This window comes from Peribacillus sp. FSL E2-0159, assembly GCF_038643155.1.
GTDB classification, from domain to species: domain Bacteria; phylum Bacillota; class Bacilli; order Bacillales; family DSM-1321; genus Peribacillus; species Peribacillus simplex.
This window is the reverse complement of sequence record NZ_CP152053.1, coordinates 4842985-4860780: the sequence shown is the minus strand read 5'-3', so window position 1 is coordinate 4860780 and position 17796 is coordinate 4842985. Positions and strand designations below refer to the sequence as shown.

Annotated in this window: 12 protein-coding genes; 9 read left to right on the top strand and 3 right to left on the bottom strand. The window is 42.7% G+C overall.

Annotated features, from left to right (window positions below):
• Positions 1–7: 7 nt before the first annotated feature.
• Positions 8–928, bottom strand: coding sequence for a nickel ABC transporter permease (nikB, locus tag NYE63_RS23690; RefSeq protein WP_342602982.1), 921 nt, complete (start codon positions 926–928; stop codon positions 8–10).
• Between the two features lie 12 nt (positions 929–940).
• Entirely contained in the window at positions 941–1825 is an 885-nt protein-coding gene (nikC, locus tag NYE63_RS23685) for a nickel transporter permease (protein ID WP_342605858.1), read from the bottom strand.
• A 228-nt stretch (positions 1826–2053) separates the two neighbouring features.
• Between nikC and NYE63_RS23680 the strand changes: the two genes are divergently transcribed.
• The 8 genes from NYE63_RS23680 (at position 2054) to NYE63_RS23645 (ending at position 14554) form a co-directional block, all read left to right on the top strand.
• On the top strand, positions 2054–3610 hold the full coding sequence (locus tag NYE63_RS23680) for a glutathione ABC transporter substrate-binding protein (protein WP_342602981.1): 1557 nt from the start codon (positions 2054–2056) through the stop codon (positions 3608–3610).
• Positions 3611–3676: 66 nt separating this feature from the next.
• Positions 3677–5185: an amidohydrolase family protein gene (locus tag NYE63_RS23675; RefSeq protein WP_342602980.1), complete on the top strand. Its 1509-nt coding sequence runs from the start codon at positions 3677–3679 to the stop codon at positions 5183–5185.
• A 1-nt stretch (position 5186) separates the two neighbouring features.
• Positions 5187–6686: an amidohydrolase family protein gene (locus NYE63_RS23670; protein ID WP_342602979.1), complete on the top strand. Its 1500-nt coding sequence runs from the start codon at positions 5187–5189 to the stop codon at positions 6684–6686.
• A gap of 100 nt (positions 6687–6786) precedes the next feature.
• On the top strand, positions 6787–8352 hold the full coding sequence (locus tag NYE63_RS23665; RefSeq protein WP_342602978.1) for a glutathione ABC transporter substrate-binding protein: 1566 nt from the start codon (positions 6787–6789) through the stop codon (positions 8350–8352).
• Between the two features lie 661 nt (positions 8353–9013).
• A complete protein-coding gene (locus NYE63_RS23660) occupies positions 9014–10258 on the top strand; it encodes an amidohydrolase family protein (RefSeq protein WP_342602977.1) in 1245 nt (414 codons plus the stop codon).
• 24 nt (positions 10259–10282) lie between these two features.
• Positions 10283–11533 carry an amidohydrolase family protein gene (locus NYE63_RS23655; RefSeq protein WP_342602976.1) on the top strand — a complete coding sequence of 417 codons (1251 nt, stop codon included), beginning with the start codon at positions 10283–10285 and terminating at the stop codon, positions 11531–11533.
• Positions 11534–11560: 27 nt separating this feature from the next.
• Positions 11561–12808, top strand: coding sequence for an amidohydrolase (locus NYE63_RS23650; RefSeq protein ID WP_342602975.1), 1248 nt, complete (start codon positions 11561–11563; stop codon positions 12806–12808).
• A gap of 450 nt (positions 12809–13258) precedes the next feature.
• Positions 13259–14554 carry a uracil/xanthine transporter gene (locus NYE63_RS23645; RefSeq protein WP_342602974.1) on the top strand — a complete coding sequence of 432 codons (1296 nt, stop codon included), beginning with the start codon at positions 13259–13261 and terminating at the stop codon, positions 14552–14554.
• 270 nt (positions 14555–14824) lie between these two features.
• On the opposite strand, the gene NYE63_RS23640 is transcribed toward NYE63_RS23645, so the two are convergent.
• Complete coding sequence (locus tag NYE63_RS23640) at positions 14825–15610, bottom strand: LuxR C-terminal-related transcriptional regulator (RefSeq protein ID WP_342602973.1); 786 nt, start codon at positions 15608–15610, stop codon at positions 14825–14827.
• Positions 15611–16308: 698 nt separating this feature from the next.
• Here NYE63_RS23640 and NYE63_RS23635 point away from each other — a divergent pair.
• The gene (locus tag NYE63_RS23635; RefSeq protein WP_342602972.1) at positions 16309–17772 is read left to right on the top strand and encodes an aldehyde dehydrogenase family protein; all 1464 of its coding nucleotides are present in this window, start codon (positions 16309–16311) and stop codon (positions 17770–17772) included.
• Positions 17773–17796: the final 24 nt, after the last annotated feature.

Here is a 17796-nt window from a genome sequence, read left to right as displayed (position 1 = left end):
TACCTCCTTAGTTCAAATCTATTCGTTTGTTAAAGTATCGATAGAGGACATCCACTGCCAAATTCATGAAAACGAAGATAACGGAAGCGATAAGGACCCCGCCTTGGACCATCGGTAAATCCCTCGTTCTGATTGCATCGACTATCAATCTCCCAAGCCCATTGATGGCAAAAACGGACTCTGTCAATACGGTGCCGCCAAGGAGTGCACCGAACTGGAGGCCAACGACCGTAATGACGGGGATGAGCGCATTTTTCAGACCATGTTTATAAATGATGATATATTCTTTTAATCCCTTGGCTCTTGCGGTCCGGATGTAGTCCTGGCGAACGACTTCAAGCATGCTCGACCTGGTCATCCTGGCAACGATTGCCGCTCCGCCGGCCCCAAGGGTTATGGCTGGGAGTATCATGTGCCTGATAGTTCCCCACCCTGAAACCGGAAACAAATGAAGGTTTACGGAAAAGAAGTAGATAAGCATGAGGCCTAGCCAAAAACTAGGTAAAGAGATTCCTAATAAAGCAACGATCATGATGGAAATGTCAGCTGCCGAGTATTGCTTGGTAGCCGAGATGATTCCTGCGACCATTCCAAGCACAACGGTTATGAAAATGCTGGCAAGTGCCAGTTCAAGGGTGATGGGCAATCGGACCATGATCTCGTCCAAAACAGGGCGGCTGCTGCGGAGTGATTCTCCAAAGTCACCTTGAACAGCATGAAGGATATAGTCAACGTACTGATAAAGGAGTGGACGATCCAAGCCAAGCTCATGCCGCAGTGATTCAATCGTTTCTTTAGTCGCTCCTTCACCCGCAAGCAGTGTTGCCGGATCTCCAGGGACCATTTGCATGATGAGGAAAACAACAAGACTTACTCCTAGTAAAACCGGTATGGTTTGAAGTACCCGTCGGATAATAAATACGAACATTTTCTCTCCTCCTTATTTTTTCATTCTTGGATCCAGGGCATCTCTAAGTCCATCCCCGAAGATGTTGAAACCAAGTACCAATGTTGATATCGCTATCCCCGGAAACAAAGCGATGTGCGGGGCGCTGAACAAATAATCCCGACCGCTGCTCAGCATCGCTCCCCATTCTGGTGAGGGGGGCTGGGCTCCCAGTCCCAGGAATGATAATCCGGCAGCCGACAGAATGGCCGTTGCCAGACGTAATGTAGCTTGAACGATGACAGGTGATAGAATATTCGGAAAAATATGCTTGCAGATGATCGTGAAGTCAGTGGCTCCCAATGCACGAATGGCATCGATATATTCCAGCTTTCTGACTGACAATGTGGAACCGCGTACAATCCGGGCAAACATCGGTATGGAAAAGACGCCGACTGCTACCATTACATTGATTAAACTTGGACCAAGGGCACTAATGATGGCAAGAGCAAGCAATATTCCCGGGAAAGCCAGCAGAACATCGACAATCCTCATAATGACGGTATCGACCCATTTTCCGTAATAACCAGCTGTTAACCCGAGGAGTATGCCTATGAACGCCCCGAAGAATACAGAGACAAACCCAACCGTTAATGAAAGCCGTGTTCCATATAATAATCTGCTTAAAATATCCCTTCCCTTATCATCCGTACCCATCCAATGTTCGGCTGACGGAGGCTGGAGTTTGTTGACTAAATCAATTTCATAGGGATCCTGCGGTGAGATCAAAGGTGCAAAGATAGCCAATAAAATATAAAAAAGTACGATGTACCCGCCTATCAATGCCAATTTATTTCGCTTGAATTTTTTATAAAAGGCTTTCCAGTGTCTTAGTTTCGGAGATTTTCTTTCTTTTACATTCAATTCGGTATTATTCATTACGACCTCTGGCTTCATTGGACTTCCTCCTTTTCTTTCATTCAATTTATTCAAAAAAGGTATTGAAGTAAATATGATGCGGAAAAGCAGTAAAGATAATTAAAAAATGAGTAAAGATTCTGAAAATATAAAATTCGGTTTTTTTTTATAATTTACAGTAAGCCCGATGTACTCATAGCTGAAAGTTACTTGGAGAAACAAAGGCAGGTTGAAAAGGGAGGAAATAGAATGAGAAAAGGTATGATTGGGTTGCTTTTTGCATCTTTATTAGGCATCTCATCCGTTTTATCAGGGTGTGCAACAGAACAAACCGGCAGCAAGGAAACAGAGGGAAAAGCGAAAGAAGGAGGAACGCTGATCGTCGCGCGATTATCTGACGCGACCACCTTGGACCCTCATTTCATAACAGACATTCCATCTGCAAACGTCATTTATGAAAAGGTTTATCAAACATTGGTCGTTCCTGACAAAAACATGAATCCTAAACCGCTGCTCGCAAAAGAGTGGAAACAACTGGATGATGTCACTTGGGAGTTTAAATTGCAGGAGGGAGTCAAATTCCATGATGGAGCTCCATTCAATGCCGAAGCGGTGAAAACCAATTTCGACAGGATATTGGATCCGGCAACAGCTTCTCCGCAGGCTGGTAAATTGGAAATGATCAAAGAAATTAAAGTCGTTGACGAAACGACCGTACAATTCAAGCTGAAATATCCATATGCTCCGCTATTATCGATTTTAGTGAGTAATGAAGGAAGCATCATCAGCCCTAAAGCGATTAAGGAACATAGTGACAAATTGAGTCAAAACCCCGTTGGGACAGGGCCATTCGTTTTTAAATCATGGAAACCAGGTGAAGAAATCACACTTTCGAAAAACAAGGACTACTGGGGTGATCAGCCTAAGATTGATGGGGTGGTATTCAAGGTTGTCCCTGAAGATGCCACGAGGATTGCGATGATTGAAACGGGAGAAGCGCATGTGACCGATCAAGTGCCAGTGACGGAGATTGATAGGATCGAAGCGTCGGGCACGATGGATTTATATCGCACGGAGGGACTTGCAGTTGAATACTTAAGCTTCAATGTTAAGAAAAAACCTTTTGATGATGTACGGGTCCGTAAGGCGGTCGCTCATGCCATCGAGGTCGATTCCATTATCAAAGGGGTTTATAACGACGTCGGTACGAGGGCAAATTCAACAATGAGCCCGAAGGTGTTTGGCTATGATCCGGATATAAAAGGCTACGACTATGATATTAATGAATCTAAGAAGCTCTTGACTGAAGCGGGGGTCAAGGATGGTTTGGAGTTTACACTGACGACGAGTGATCGTAAGGAAAGGATCAATATGGCCGAGGTGATTCAATCCCAGTTAAAAGGAATCGGTATTAAGGTCAAGATTCAAGTCCTTGAGTATGGTGCTTACATTGACGCGACAGCCAAGGGCGAGCACCAGGTATCGATAGGCGGCTGGGGAAATGCAACTGGGGATGGAGATTATAATCAATTCAATCTTTTCAATACCAAATCCCAAGGTGCAGCGGGAAATAGTTCATTCTATAGCAACCCTGAAGTGGATGAATTGATTGAAAATGCACGTAAAGAATCGGATGGCGATAAACGTAAGGAACTATATTCGAAGGCACAAGCAATTGAAAGGGAAGAAGTTCCATATGTTCCTATCCGTAACTATGAACACTTGGCGGTATACGGTGGGACGGTTAAAGGACTTTGGCTGAATCCGGCAAATTATTTAATGCTTGATGACGTAACCGTGCAGTAGGGAATTATCACAAATGGAAGGCAGCATAAGGAAGTTATGCTGTCTTCTCAATTAGGAGGGGAAAATATGATAGATTTACTGCTAATCCATGGGACCGTTATTACCATGGATCAAAACAGGAGAATTCTGCAGGATGGTGCCATCGCCATAAATCAAGGAAGGATTTTAGCCGTAGATTCAACGGAAAAACTGAAATTGGAGTATGAAGCTGTAAAAGTCATCGATTGCAGCCATCAATGCATATTGCCTGGATTGATAGATGTTCATGGTCATGGGGGACATTCCATGTTCAAAACGATCGCAATGGAGAATATTGATTTTTGGATGCCCATCATGACGAATGCGTACAAGCATTTTGTTACAGATGACTTTTGGTATTACGAAGGAAAGCTATCCTCCCTTGAGAGATTAAAGGCGGGCGTGACAACTGGGGTTAGCGTTTTAGGATCCATGCCGCGATCCGATGAACCGATTTTCGCCATCAATCATGCAAAAGCATACGCCGAAGTGGGGATCAGGGAAGTGGTATGTACGGGTCCTTGCAACCCTCCATGGCCCCATTCATTCAGCCGGTGGATTGATGGAAAGAGAGTGGTAAAGGAAGTTTCCTATGAAGAAGTGTTACACGGGGCGGAAGCTGTAATCGAGGCGCTGAACCATGCAAATGAGGACCGCACGAGAGCCTTCATTACACCATTTGTCATCGTTACATCAGTGGATCCCTCCAATCCCACCTCTCCTGACAGGCTTTATGGGCTGAATGATCATGACCTTTATCAAGCGAAGAAAATAAGGGAGATTGCCAGGAAATATAACACACGTATTCACTCTGATGCCTTTGGCGGGATGATTCATTTAGCGATACAGGATAAGGAAAATGCACTATTGGGTCCAGATGTCCATTTACAGCACTGTCGGGGCATTTCCTTCGATGAAGCAAGAATACTGGCGGAAACAGGTACCAACGTCAGTGCATCACCCGGATTTGGCCAGGTTCATGCCCGTACCCCGATAACTGAATTATTGGAGATGGGGGCAACTGTGGCAATCTCCACGGATGGGACATCCCCTTCCACAAGTTTCGATATGTTTCAGGCAATGAGGAAAACACAGTTTGTTCACCAGGCAGCCCTTAGGGACTACTATTATTTACCTCCAGGCAAGCTGTTGGAAATGATCACGATAGATGCTGCGAAATGCATTGGCTGGGATGATGAAATAGGCTCCCTTGAGATCGGGAAAAAAGCGGATGTCATTACAGTCAATCTGCATCAGCCTCATCTGACCCCGGAATTCATGCATGTTCACCGGCTTGTATTTCAAGCAGTGGCGAATGATGTGGAGCATGTCATCGTGGATGGGAAATTGATCATGGAGGGGAGGAATGTACGGACGGTACATGAAAGTACAGTGCTGAACGAAGCAAATGAGGAGGCCTTTTCAACGATAAAGCGTGCGGGGCTCGAAAAGTATATGCAACCGACAAAATATTTCTGGGGCCATGCTAGGGCCTATGTAGATGAAAAGCGATATGACGAACGAGAAGACGCTATCGCGATGTTGAAAGGGGAATAAGATGAAAACCAAGCTTAAAGGAAGATATGTAATTGGGTATGATGGGTACGATCATGTCATTTTGGAAAATGCAGAGATCGTTTATGAAAAAGACACGATTCTGTATGTCGGAAAAAATTATCCAGAAGAAGTGGACGAGATAATCGATGCCGGTAACGCCATTATCAGTCCTGGCTTCATAGATTTAAATGCATTAGGGGACATTGACCACGATATTTTACATTTTGAAGCAGGTGCCGACAGACAAAAGAACCTTCTCTGGTCAGAGAAATATATAAAAAGCGGACATCCTGAATTAATGACCGGGGAAGAAGAAGCTTTTAAATCACTATATGCTTATTCACAGCTCATTCTTCATGGCGTGACGACGGCGATGCCCATTACTTCCGTTTTTTATAAAAGCTGGGCTGAAACCTATGATGAATTGACAGCTGCGGCAGAACATGCTGCTGGATTGGGGTTAAGGATTTACCTGGGCCCGAGTTTCCAATCAGGAATGAGAGTCGTCCAGCCTAACGGGAAAATTAAACTGCATTGGGATGAAAAAGCCGGTGAAGCGGGATTACGGAAAGCGGTCGAGTTTGTAGAAAAATTCGATGGAGCCTTTGAAGGAATGGTCAGGGGGATGCTTGCTCCGGAACGTATAGAGTCTCAAACGGCAGATCAATTAAAACAGATTAAATATTACAGCGAAAAGTTGGATGTACCCATAAAGCTTCATGCTGCACAAGGAAGTTTTGAATTCGACACCATATGGGAAGCCCATCATGTTACACCGATCAGATATTTATACGACCTTGGCTTTCTCGGTCCAAGAACAGGGATCCCGCATGCCCACTTTGTATCAGGATATAGTAAAGCGAAATATGGACAGGGTGATGACTTGGCGCTGCTGCGGGAAACGAATACAACGGTGATTCATTGCCCTCTGATCATCGGGAGGCATGGGGAGGCGTTAGAATCTTTTGCTAAATATAAAAGGGCTGGGATCAATATAGCCCTTGGAACGGACACATTCCCTCCGGATATGTTCCAGAACGTCAGGACAGGCAGCATGCTCTCACGGATGGTGGAAGGAGAAACGGAAAGCTCTGTCTATGCCGATTTCTTTCGGTCAGCCACACTTGATGCAGCCGCTTTTCTTGGCAGGAACGATCTAGGACGCATCGCAGCGGGAGCCAAGGCGGATATCATCGCGATTGACTTGGACAGTTTCCATATGGGAGTAATCGATGATCCGATTCGAACCATGTTCGTAAGCGGGTCTGGGAGGGACGTAAAATTATCCATCATAAATGGAAAGGTAGTCATGAAGGATCAAATAATCCCCAATCTTGATTTAACTGAAATCAAATATAAGGGGCAACAATATTTTAATAAGATGAGAAGAGGATATATGGAAAGGGATTATCAGGAGCTTCCCGAGAAAGAATTGTTTAAGCCATCATTCAAGGTCGTTGAATCGATAAGCGATACAGAAGTATATAAACCAAACAAGTAAAGAAAATGAAAAACATAGTAAAGATATTTGAAAAGAATAGTCAGAATATTTCCTATAATTAGATAAGTATTCAAAAAATGAAATTGGGAGGTCGAAATCCATGGGGTTAAAACGTGGGACAGGAAAGTTTTTTCTAGTCATGATCATGGCCATCATCATTACGGGCTGTTCTTCTAACAATGACGTAAGCACAACAGCAAGTGATCCGAACAAAGCATCAAACGAAGGGGGTACATTGGTTATTGCCCGCTTATCCGACGCCGAGAATTTGGATCAGCAGTTCATGTCCACGATTAACGCCGCTAGCGTCACTCACCATAAAATCTATGAAGGTCTTGTACAACGGGATGAGAATAGTGAGATACAGCCAATGCTAGCAGAAAAGTGGAAGCAAATAAATGACACGACCTGGGAATTTAAGCTTAGGGAAGATGTAAAGTTTCATGATGGCACACCATTTAATGCAGACGCAGTAAAAAAGACGTTCGATCGACTATTAGATCCGAAGGTCGCTTCTCCCAGAGCGGTAGTATTCGATATGGTAAAAGAGGTGAAGCCGGTTGATGAATTTACCGTACAATTCATTTTGAAAGAACCTTTTTCCCCTCTCCTTTCGATATTGGCGAATCATGAAGGCGGAATCATCAGTCCGAAAACGATTGAAAAGTATGGCAAAAAGATTATCCAGGAACCGAATGGAACCGGTCCTTTCGTTTTTGATTCATGGTCCCCAGGTCAGGAAATCACCTTGACGAAAAACGACAGCTATTGGGGAGACGAGCCAAAAGTGGACAAGGTCATCTTCAAGGTCGTCCCGGAAGACTCCACAAGGATATCCATGATAGAAACCGGTGAAGCGCATATCGCAGAGCCTCTTCCTGTAGCTGTCATGGACCAGGTTGAATCTTCACCGGCAATGGATGTTTATCGCAGTGAAGGGTACGGTACCGAATACTTAGGATTCAATGTCAATAATGAACCGTTCAATGATGTAAGGGTCCGTAAAGCCATCGCCCATGCCATTGAAATGGACTCGATTATCAAAGGTGTCTTCAATAATGTGGGAGTAAAGGCGAACTCCTTGATGGGCTCTAAAGTATTCGGGTACAACGAAGAACTCGAAGCCTATGATTACAATCTGGAGGAAGCAAAGAAACTGATGGCCGAAGCTGGATACTCAAAAGGCTTGGATGCGACCATCCTGACAATGGACAGTAAAGAAAGAGTTAACTTGGCTGAGGTCCTGCAATCACAACTAAAAGGTATCGGGATTAATTTGAAGGTACAGGTCATGGAGTACGGTTCGTTCGTGGAACAAGTGAATAAAGGGCAATCGGAAATGTTCATCATCAGTTGGAGAAACGCTACCGGGGATGCTGATTATAATCAATATAATCTATTTCATACGGAATCACAGGGAGCGGCCGGAAATACGTTCTTTTACAGCAATCAAAAGGTTGACAGTTTAATAGATGCCGCCAGGAAGGAAAAGGAAGAGGAGAAACGCAAAGAACTATACGCAGAGGCACAGGAAATCGAGATGGGTGACACCCCGTATATTCCTGTAAGGGTCATAGAAAATGTTGCTGCAGTCGTGAAAGAAGTAAAAGGATTTTCAATCAGCCCTTCAGGTTATCTGGAGATAAATGAAGTAACGATAAAGTGATGGGCAGATAAGTAGAAAGGGTTCATCCATTTTAGGGTGAGCCCTTCAGTTTGTAAACGAAAGGCGTTCGGAAAACGTATCTTTCATCAATGATGTTCCCGAACCAACTGACCTAAAGCAACATTTTCAATTCCTCAGATATGGTTTCTATCTAAATGCTCTAACAAAGTTGATTGGAACGGTTGTGCAAGACTCCTATGGGAAAAGCGCGTCCAAGGGAGTAAAACTGTAGCTAGAAATAAGGAGTGGAGTCCGAATAGTGAGGTTATAGTGCCTCAACGGTCGAATAAAGTGCTCCGGTCTTTATGTTTTTTACTGTAATCCTCATTGGATTGAAGAGATTTGCGACACTCCTGCCGAATTACTGGCTAGCCGAGACCCCACAGGCGCTTGCGCTGAGGAGGCTTGGCAGCCAGTCGGCGGAAAGGGAGCGGATCTTTGAAATCAAATGAACTTTTTAAAAAAAAACTGCAGGCAAACCGAGTTTTCATATAGTTGTCTCCAGTCTGAAAGGGCTCATCCATTTTAGGGTGAGCCTTTTTCTTTGGTGCAATAAGTAAAAATAACATAAAAACGAGTAAAAATTCTGAAATTATTTGTTGATCTTTAAATCTATAATAAAAGTGATGCATGTTCAATCTGGAATGGAAGGGTGAGTTTAATGTCTCAATCGTATTGGTTGACGAATGTACGCTTGGAAAACGGTTTTACTTATGAAAATGAAACGATCACCGGCACTGAAACCGGTCATTACCACATCAAGATTGAAAATGGAAAAATATACTCCATTTTATTGGCGAAGGAAGCGATAACGGATCAGGACCCGCAGCATGATGTTCATGGACTCCTGATGGTCCCCTCGTTTAAGGAAATGCATATCCACATTGATAAAACCTACTATGGCGGTCCGTGGAAGGCTTGCCTGCCTGCCATTAATGGTGTGAAAACCCGGATAGCGGAAGAGCAGATCTTACTGCCTGAATTATTGCCTACCGCTAAAGTAAGAGCAGAAAAAATGCTGGATTTATTATTGGACTTCGGATCTACCCATATACGCACACATTGCAACATCGACCCCGTTATAGGACTGAAAAACTTAGAGGCCACCATTCAAGCATTGGAAGGATATAAGGATAAATTGACGTATGAAATCGTCGCATTCCCACAGCATGGACTATTACGCAGCGATTCCGTTGGTTTAGTAAGGGAGGCCATGAAGAATGGGGCGAATCTGGTAGGAGGAGTGGACCCCGCCACCATTGATGGAAACATAGAGCGGTCCCTTGAAACGATCATGGATATCGCGGTTGAATACAACTCCGATATCGATGTCCATCTACACGATCCTGATCACCTTGGACTATTTACCATGCAGCGCCTCGCTTCACTGACGGAAGACGCAGGCTGGCAAGGAAGGGTAACGGTTAGCCACGCCAGCGGTTTGGCTGATCTTTCAGTCCCAGAGGCAACAGGCATAGCCGAAAGGTTTTCGGAAACAGGAATATCGATTACATCAACAGTGCCCATCTTCAGAACGATCCCCATCCCCCTGCTTCATGAAAAAGGGGTGAAAGTTGAATTGGGTAATGACAGTATCACTGATCATTGGACACCCTTTGGCATCGGGGACAATCTGGAAAAAGCCGGTCGCCTTGCAGAGAGGTTTCGCATGATTGAAGAACGTTCCTTAGCGAAAAGCCTGCAATTCATTACAGGAGGGAAGACCCCATTAAACCAAGAAGGGGTCAAGGCATGGCCTAATGTCGGGGATGAGGCGAATATCGTTTTGCTTGAAGCCAGCTGTTCAGCGGAAGCGGTGGCTAGAAGGGCAAAGCGTGCCGCTGTCATCTTCAGGGGCAATGTTGTTAGCGGATCTATTTCATCTTTTGAGACGACAGGTGTTTAATCTTCTATTAAAGAGAGTGATTTGATGAATGAAGCATACTGGCTTACAAACGTTACACTTGATAGTGGATTTGTTTTTGAGAATGAACGAATTGATCGGACGAAGAAAGCTATATATAACATGTATATAAAAAATGGGATCATAAAGGAATTGCAATTGGCCTCAAGTATGCCTTTGAAAACGGATGGTCCCGTTCACGACGCGAGAAAGCTGCTTGCACTTCCTCCTTTTAAAGAGATGCATAACCATCTTGACAAGACTTATTTAGGACTGCCATGGAAATCATGCACTCCTGTTCCGAATTTAATCGAACGCTTAAAGTTAGAAGCAAAAGAGCTTGCTGAACTGGCTGAAACTGGGCAGCTCCGGGCTGAACGGATGCTTCAACTATTGTTAAGCGGCGGGGCAACGCATGTAAGGACGCATGTTAACATCGATCCATACATCGGTATGAAGAACTTGGAAGAGATTCAAAGTGCACTATATCGTTTCAAAGGGAAAATGACATACGAGATCGTGGCTTTTCCGCAGCATGGGCTGCTAAGGACGAATTCAAAAGGGTTGATGAGACAAGCGATGAAAGAAGGGGCGTCTTTGGTGGGCGGCCTGGATCCTGGCGGGGTGGATAATAATATAGAAGCTTCCCTATATGAAATGGTCGATTTGGCTGTTGAATTTGATGCGGATATTGATATTCATATACATGATCCCGGTCATCTTGGTTTATATACAATCAAGAAACTGGCTTCTTTGATCGATGAAGCAGGGTGGAAAAACAGAGCAGCTGTCAGTCATGCTTTTGCACTGGGTGATGTTTCAATAGGAGAATCAAATGAAGTGGCAAGTGAATTATCAAACTTGGGGATAGCCGTCATGTCTACAGTACCGATCAACCGGGTCATTCCCCCGATCGATTCACTGCATGAAAAAGGTGTCCATGTTGCTCTCGGATGTGATGGCTTTTATGACTCCTGGTCCCCATTCGGTACAGGAGATATGCTGGAAAAGGCAGGCCGATTGGCTGAGAGGTACAACTGGAAGGACGAGTATTCTTTGTCTCAATCGCTCCAATTCATTACGGGCGGGGTCAAGACACTGGACCCTGAAGGAAATCGTTTATGGCCGAAAGTTGGAAATGACGCAAGTATGGTTTTTGTGGAGGCATCATGTGCTGCCGAGGCAGTAGCCAGGAGATCGACGCGGGCTGCGGTCATGGTCAATGGAAATCTGGTTTACGGCGGACTCGATCGCGAATCTGCCTTGAAGTCGAAATGAAGTCTATTTCAAGAAGGGATGAAGATCATGAATACAATCTATTGGCTAAAGAATGTTCGGTTGGAATGTGGTTACCGGAAAGAGAATGAAAGAGTTACAGGAACGATGACCGGGCTATTTCATCTGTTGATGGAGGATGGAAGGATCACGAAGATTGTCAAAGATGGGGAAGCCATACCTGGTGATTTACCAGTGGAAGATGCAAAAGGATTGCTGGCGTTACCATCCTTCATTGAAAAGCATGTTCATCTTGATAAGACACTGATGGGGGATGTTTGGAGAGCGTGCACTCCTTCTTCAAGTGTCATTGAACGCTTTGAAAATGAGAAGAGGGTTCTGCCTTCCATTGCATCAAGCACATGTAAACGTGCAGAATCTTTACTGGAAATCCTTTTAGCTTCTGGCTCTGCACATATACGGACTCATGTTGATATCTATCCGGAAGTGGGATTGCAAAACTTAGAGCAAGTACAACAGGCGCTTGCTGGCTATTCTAATAGACTCAGTTCAGAAATAGTCGCATTTGCACAGCACGGATTGTTGCGGTCCGGTTCTGTCAAGCTTGTCAGGGAGGCATTGCGAAACGGAGCAGGAATCGTTGGGGCGGTGGATCCAGCGACAGTCGATAACAATATTGAAGCATCGCTGGTTCAATTGATGGATTTAGCAGTGGAAGCGAACGCTGATGTGGACTTGCATTTACATGATCCAGGCCATCTGGGCACGTTCACCATGAAACGTTTGGCAGCTCTGACCAAGCAAGCGGGCTGGGAAGGCAGGGTAGCATTAAGCCATGCTTTCGGTATCGGGGACGTATCCAGGGAAGAAGCCTATGAACTGGCTGACATTCTTAGGGATGCGGGGATTTCTATCGTCACCAGTGTCCCTATTAACAGGCAGATGCCCCCTGTTGATTTATTACATGAAAGAGGGGTTGAAGTATCGGTAGGAAATGATAATATCTTTGATGTATGGTCACCTCTTGGGAATGGTGACATCTTGGAGAGAGCAGGAAGGCTCGCAGAACGTTTCAAATGGACTGATGAAGTCTCACTTTCCCGAACACTCGGATATATAACTGGCGGAAAAACCCCATTGGATGAAAAGGGTAACCAGGTATGGCCGAAAGCAGGGGATGCTGCAAGTCTGGTGTTAATTGACGCAAGCTGTTCTGCTGAGGCAGTTGCCAGGTGTTCTGAACGGAAAGCGGTCATTTACAAGGGGAACTTAGTTTCCGGTTCACTATATAAACAAAAGCAGTCAATTGAACAGTAAGACTAAACCAAAAAGGATCTCTGGATACTTCCGGATTTCCTTTTTCGTTTTGGGTCTGAAAGGCTTCCGCTTCCGTGTACTTTTACTTACTTATGTTATATGCTGTGGAAGTGATTTTTTTTTTGCTATATTGGTTTGCCCTCCCATGTCATATCGCTATGGCCCGATATACTTTAACCGGGCTGGCTTCTGCTTGCTCATTTGCCTTGCAGAGTCAAGCCAACAAATTAGCAGGGAGCTGCAGTCTTTGTTACTATTAATGGTAACGTTATCATTTCGCATGAGTCTGCAAAGGTCATATGACATTGATCATGTGTCCAGCAATGCAGCAGGTCCATCCGGGGACTGCGTTTATTAGCATGGTGTTGTCCTATTGCCTTAGTTCTAGGGAGGGGCAATTGAAATTCACCATGAGTTTGAAAAGTATCATGTTCAAAGGAGATGGAATCTATGAAAAGTTGGAGATCTTCTGTGACTCTATTTTCTTCTTTTCAATGGTTGTTTTTTATTTTTGCAAATACGGTAGTAGTGCCCATATCGATTGGCGCAGCTTTTGATCTTCCTCCCAATGTTACGGAAATGACCATGAGAAGCTCGCTCATTTTCACCGGGATCGCTTGCGTGTTTCAGGGGTGGAAGGGGCATAAGTATCCACTTATGGAAGGGCACTCCGGTCTATTATGGGGAGTGATGTTGAATTTAGGGTTATCAGCACCATCCATTGGGCTCGGTTATGCTGAGATAGGAGGGGGAATAGCTACTGGCCTCATTGCAGCTGGTGTCGTGACCCTCATTATTTCTGCCTTCAACCTGATTTCTTATGTTCAGAAGATTTTCACTCCCATGGTCATGACGGTTTATTTATTCCTTCTGACGTTCCAACTCATTTTTGTCTTTTTTAAGGGTATGCTGGGGATTACGGAGAATGGGGAAATTAACATCCCGGTCAGTTTCCTATCAGTGGGGATTGTACTTTTAGTAAGTATATTAAAAATAAAAGGACCAAGGACCATAAGCAATTTCTCCATATTGATTGGGATTATAGTGGGCTGGATCTTTTACGAGCTGCTGTTTCCGGAGGCAGGGGGAGAAATGGGATCGACGGGTGCCGCTTTTTCATTTTTCCCATTAGGTGCTCCAAACCTGGAATTCGGGATAATAGCGATTTCCTTTTTTGCAGGATTACTGAATTTGTGCAACACGTTCGCTTCCATCCAAGCCGCATCAGAATTAATCGGTGATGATGCTGAACACAAGCAGTATCGAAATTCTTTATTCATGACTGGCGGTTTTACCATTTTCGCTCCGGTACTTGGCCTTGTTCCGTATACACCTTTTACTTCATCCATCGGATTTTTGCAGAGCACTCAAATCTATGAGCGGAGGCCCTTCTTACTTGGAGGCATGTTATTGACCATAATTGGGCTCATTCCTCCTTTTATCTCTTTCCTGGCCACCATGCCGATAACAGTCGGGAATGCAGTATTGTTCGTTGCTTACCTTCAACTGTTCGGTACGGCTTTCAACAGCGTCAAGGGTCAGCATTTCACTTCAGACACGATATTCAGGCTTGCCGTACCAGTATTGATTGGAGTGAGTTTGATGAATATCCTGCCTAATGCATTTTCGAACGTTCCCACGCTTTTACAGCCCTTTTTGACAAATGGGCTCATAATGGGCGTATTGATATCAATCGTGCTGGAAAAATCGGTAAACTGGACTCGTTATGAACAACTGGAGAACTAATTGGAAAGAGTGATGTGTGGAATTCTTATTAAGCACAGGATATAACTTCCTTTTAAAGATTCTATGCAGCTTTCTTATATTTTGAAAAGACATGGAGGAACGCCTGATTGGATACGGCAGTACATAAGTGATTCTCCCATCAATAAGGGTGGGGCAATCTTTATAATAAGGATTTTTTCATTGTAAATGACGAAGAAAAAAGTTACTTGTAAGGCAATTAATATGAAAACCAGAAGGGAGTTGGGGACCTTCTGGTTTTTTTGATTGTGTTTAAGGTTTAACAATTTTATAGCATAAACTTGTTCGGTTTGAGACATCAAACTTTCTATAAAGATTTTGCAAATGTCTTTTTACTGTATTAACACTAATAAATAGTTCGCTGGCAATGGTGATATTGGTATGCCCTTTTAGAACCAGTTTTAATATTTCTGCTTCTTTTAATGTTAAATCTGGTTGTCTGAGATCTTGAGAACCAGCCAGAATCTTATTTTTCAAGGGATTAATTAGATTTTCTTTGGAAACGCTTACAAAAGGATGAGGGAACTCGCTTGTTTTTTGTGATAAGAACCTAGAAATAACCTCTAAACACATAATATCGGATGTACTAAAAGGCTTCTCCTTTTTGGATCTAACGAAGTTCAGAACACCTTTAATGCTGTTTCTCTCATATAAAAAAACACCTACATCATAATAAAATCCATATTTTAACATGAAGTCATTGTAGTATACACTTTTTTCATATAATGGAGGCGGAAGTAAATCAAGGTTTTTTATAACAGTTTGTTTACTTGCTTTTTGCATATTATTTTTTGGGACTAGCAAATCTAATTGATAAAAGTTATTAAGATAATCATCTATAACATATTTATCTATATTTAACGTAATAGGTTCGAACAAGTCATTATTATCATCACATAACCAAAAAATAGATTGGCAGTAACCAAATAAATTTTCAAAGGTCTGTAGTACTTTTTCACGGAAATTTTCATTAGAAAAAGTAATTTCATCCATAAAAGATAAAATTTTTTTGTAGCTGGGGTTAGAAATATCCTTCATAGGTTTTCCTCCATGTTAACTTTTTTTTGATTATATAACATTTTAAAATAAAATGAATTACTTTTTGATATAAAATGACCCATTTGGGTAATGGTAAATTTTTTGATTTTTCTGGATAATATAAAATACTTACATGTAATAGTTAATAAATTAGAAAGACTTTTTAAAATTAACCTAAGGAGATGAAAGAAACGGAAGTGTGTGAGGTAGGAAAATAAACATCTCCTATCAAAACTGAATAAGTGGATGCGTAGTACACTTGTGAGTTATTGATTTAAGGATAATTGAAGGAGAGTAATGTTTATTTATATAACGTTTTTGTAACGGTTGTTAAATTTTTAGGTATATTTATGTGTTTATTAGAGTTGTTAATTACTCTATCTCTTTAAAAAAATCAATAAAATAATGGGAGAGGTATGCATTCATGTACAATTCAGAAATTGAAACGCTTACTCGTGCTGAAATAGAAGCACTATAAATGAGCAGATTTCAGACTACATTACTTAAGAGTTCATTATCCATGTTGAAAAATCACAAAAATGTAATCGCTTTCCAACGCTGCGTGTAAACAAAGTTAGGATCTTTTAGCTTATTCAAGATACGCATCACATAAAGAAACCTAGCAACCTATGTTTTTCAAAATTGTATGGTTAGTAATTTCGAAGTTTTATCAAAAAAATAGATAAGAGGTGGAGAAAATGAAAAAATATCAACTATTTATCGATGGAAAATGGACAGATTCACTCTCAGGAGAAACCTTTGAAACGATTAATCCTGGCACAGGAGAAGTTCATGCCCTTGTTTCACAAGGGGGCGAGGAAGATTTAAACCATGCAGTTAAAGCAGCTCGAAAAGCGTTCGAATCCGGACCATGGGCGACTATGTCTCCTAGTGACCGAGGTAGACTTCTGTATAAAGCAGCTCAGAAAATGTGGGAGAATTCAGACTTTTTAGCGGAAGTAGAATCAAAAGATAATGGTTTACCAATCAATGAAACCAAGCATATAGCGCTTCCTTCTACCATAGATGTACTGGAGTTCTATGCAGGACTTGCAAATAAGGTTCAGGGTGATACATTAGCATCACCTCACAATCGTTTCAACTACACACTAAAAGAACCATTAGGTGTAATTGGCGCCATTGTCCCTTGGAACTTTCCTTTAATGCTGACGATGTGGAAATTAGCTCCTGCTTTAGCTGCTGGAAATACAATTGTTATTAAGCCAGCAAAAGAAACATCAACAAGTATTTTAGAACTGGCTAAACTGTTCCAAGAAGTCGGTATTCCTGATGGAGTGATTAATATTGTACCCGGTCCAGGTTCAACCGTGGGATCTGCTTTAGCTTCTCATCCAGACGTCGATAAAATTGCTTTTACGGGGTCAACGGACACGGGGCGCTTAATCATGCAAGCAGCTACAAAAAACTTGAAACCAGTTTCGTTAGAACTGGGAGGGAAATCACCTAACATTGTATTTGACGATGCCACTCTTGAAGATGCAGTTAATGGAGCGATGTTTGGCATTTACTTTGCACAAGGTCAAGTTTGTGCTTCTGGTTCTCGTTTATTTGTCCAAGAAAGTATTTATGATAAATTTATGGATCTTTTTGCTAGTAAAGTGCAATCAATACGGGTAGGAAATCCCCTTGAAGCGACAACACAAATGGGTCCACAAGTTTCCGCACAACAGTTAAAGACGATTGAAAAGTATGTAGCGGTTGGTCTTGAAGAAGGTGCGGAATTAGTGACAGGTGGCCAAAGAGGCAAGAAAAATGGATATTATTTCACACCTACCATCTTTGGAGATGTAACCAACGAAATGACAATTGCGCGTGAAGAGATATTTGGACCAGTTGTGTCGGTTATTCGCTTCAAAGATGAAGAGGATGCTCTACGACAAGCAAATGATACTATTTACGGTTTAGCTTCAGGGATATGGACCAATGACTTAAAAAGAGCTCATCGTATGGCGCGTGGTATCCAAGCAGGAACTGTCTATGTGAATACGTACAGTATGCTAGATAGTACAACTCCTTTTGGAGGAATGAAACAAAGTGGATTTGGTAGAGAATTAGGGGTACAAGCCATGGATATGTATACACACTCAAAGAGTGTATGGATTGATTTAGGTGAAAGAGGCTTAAATTGGTACGGTGGCTAAGACTATTATTTAGCTAATGAAAGT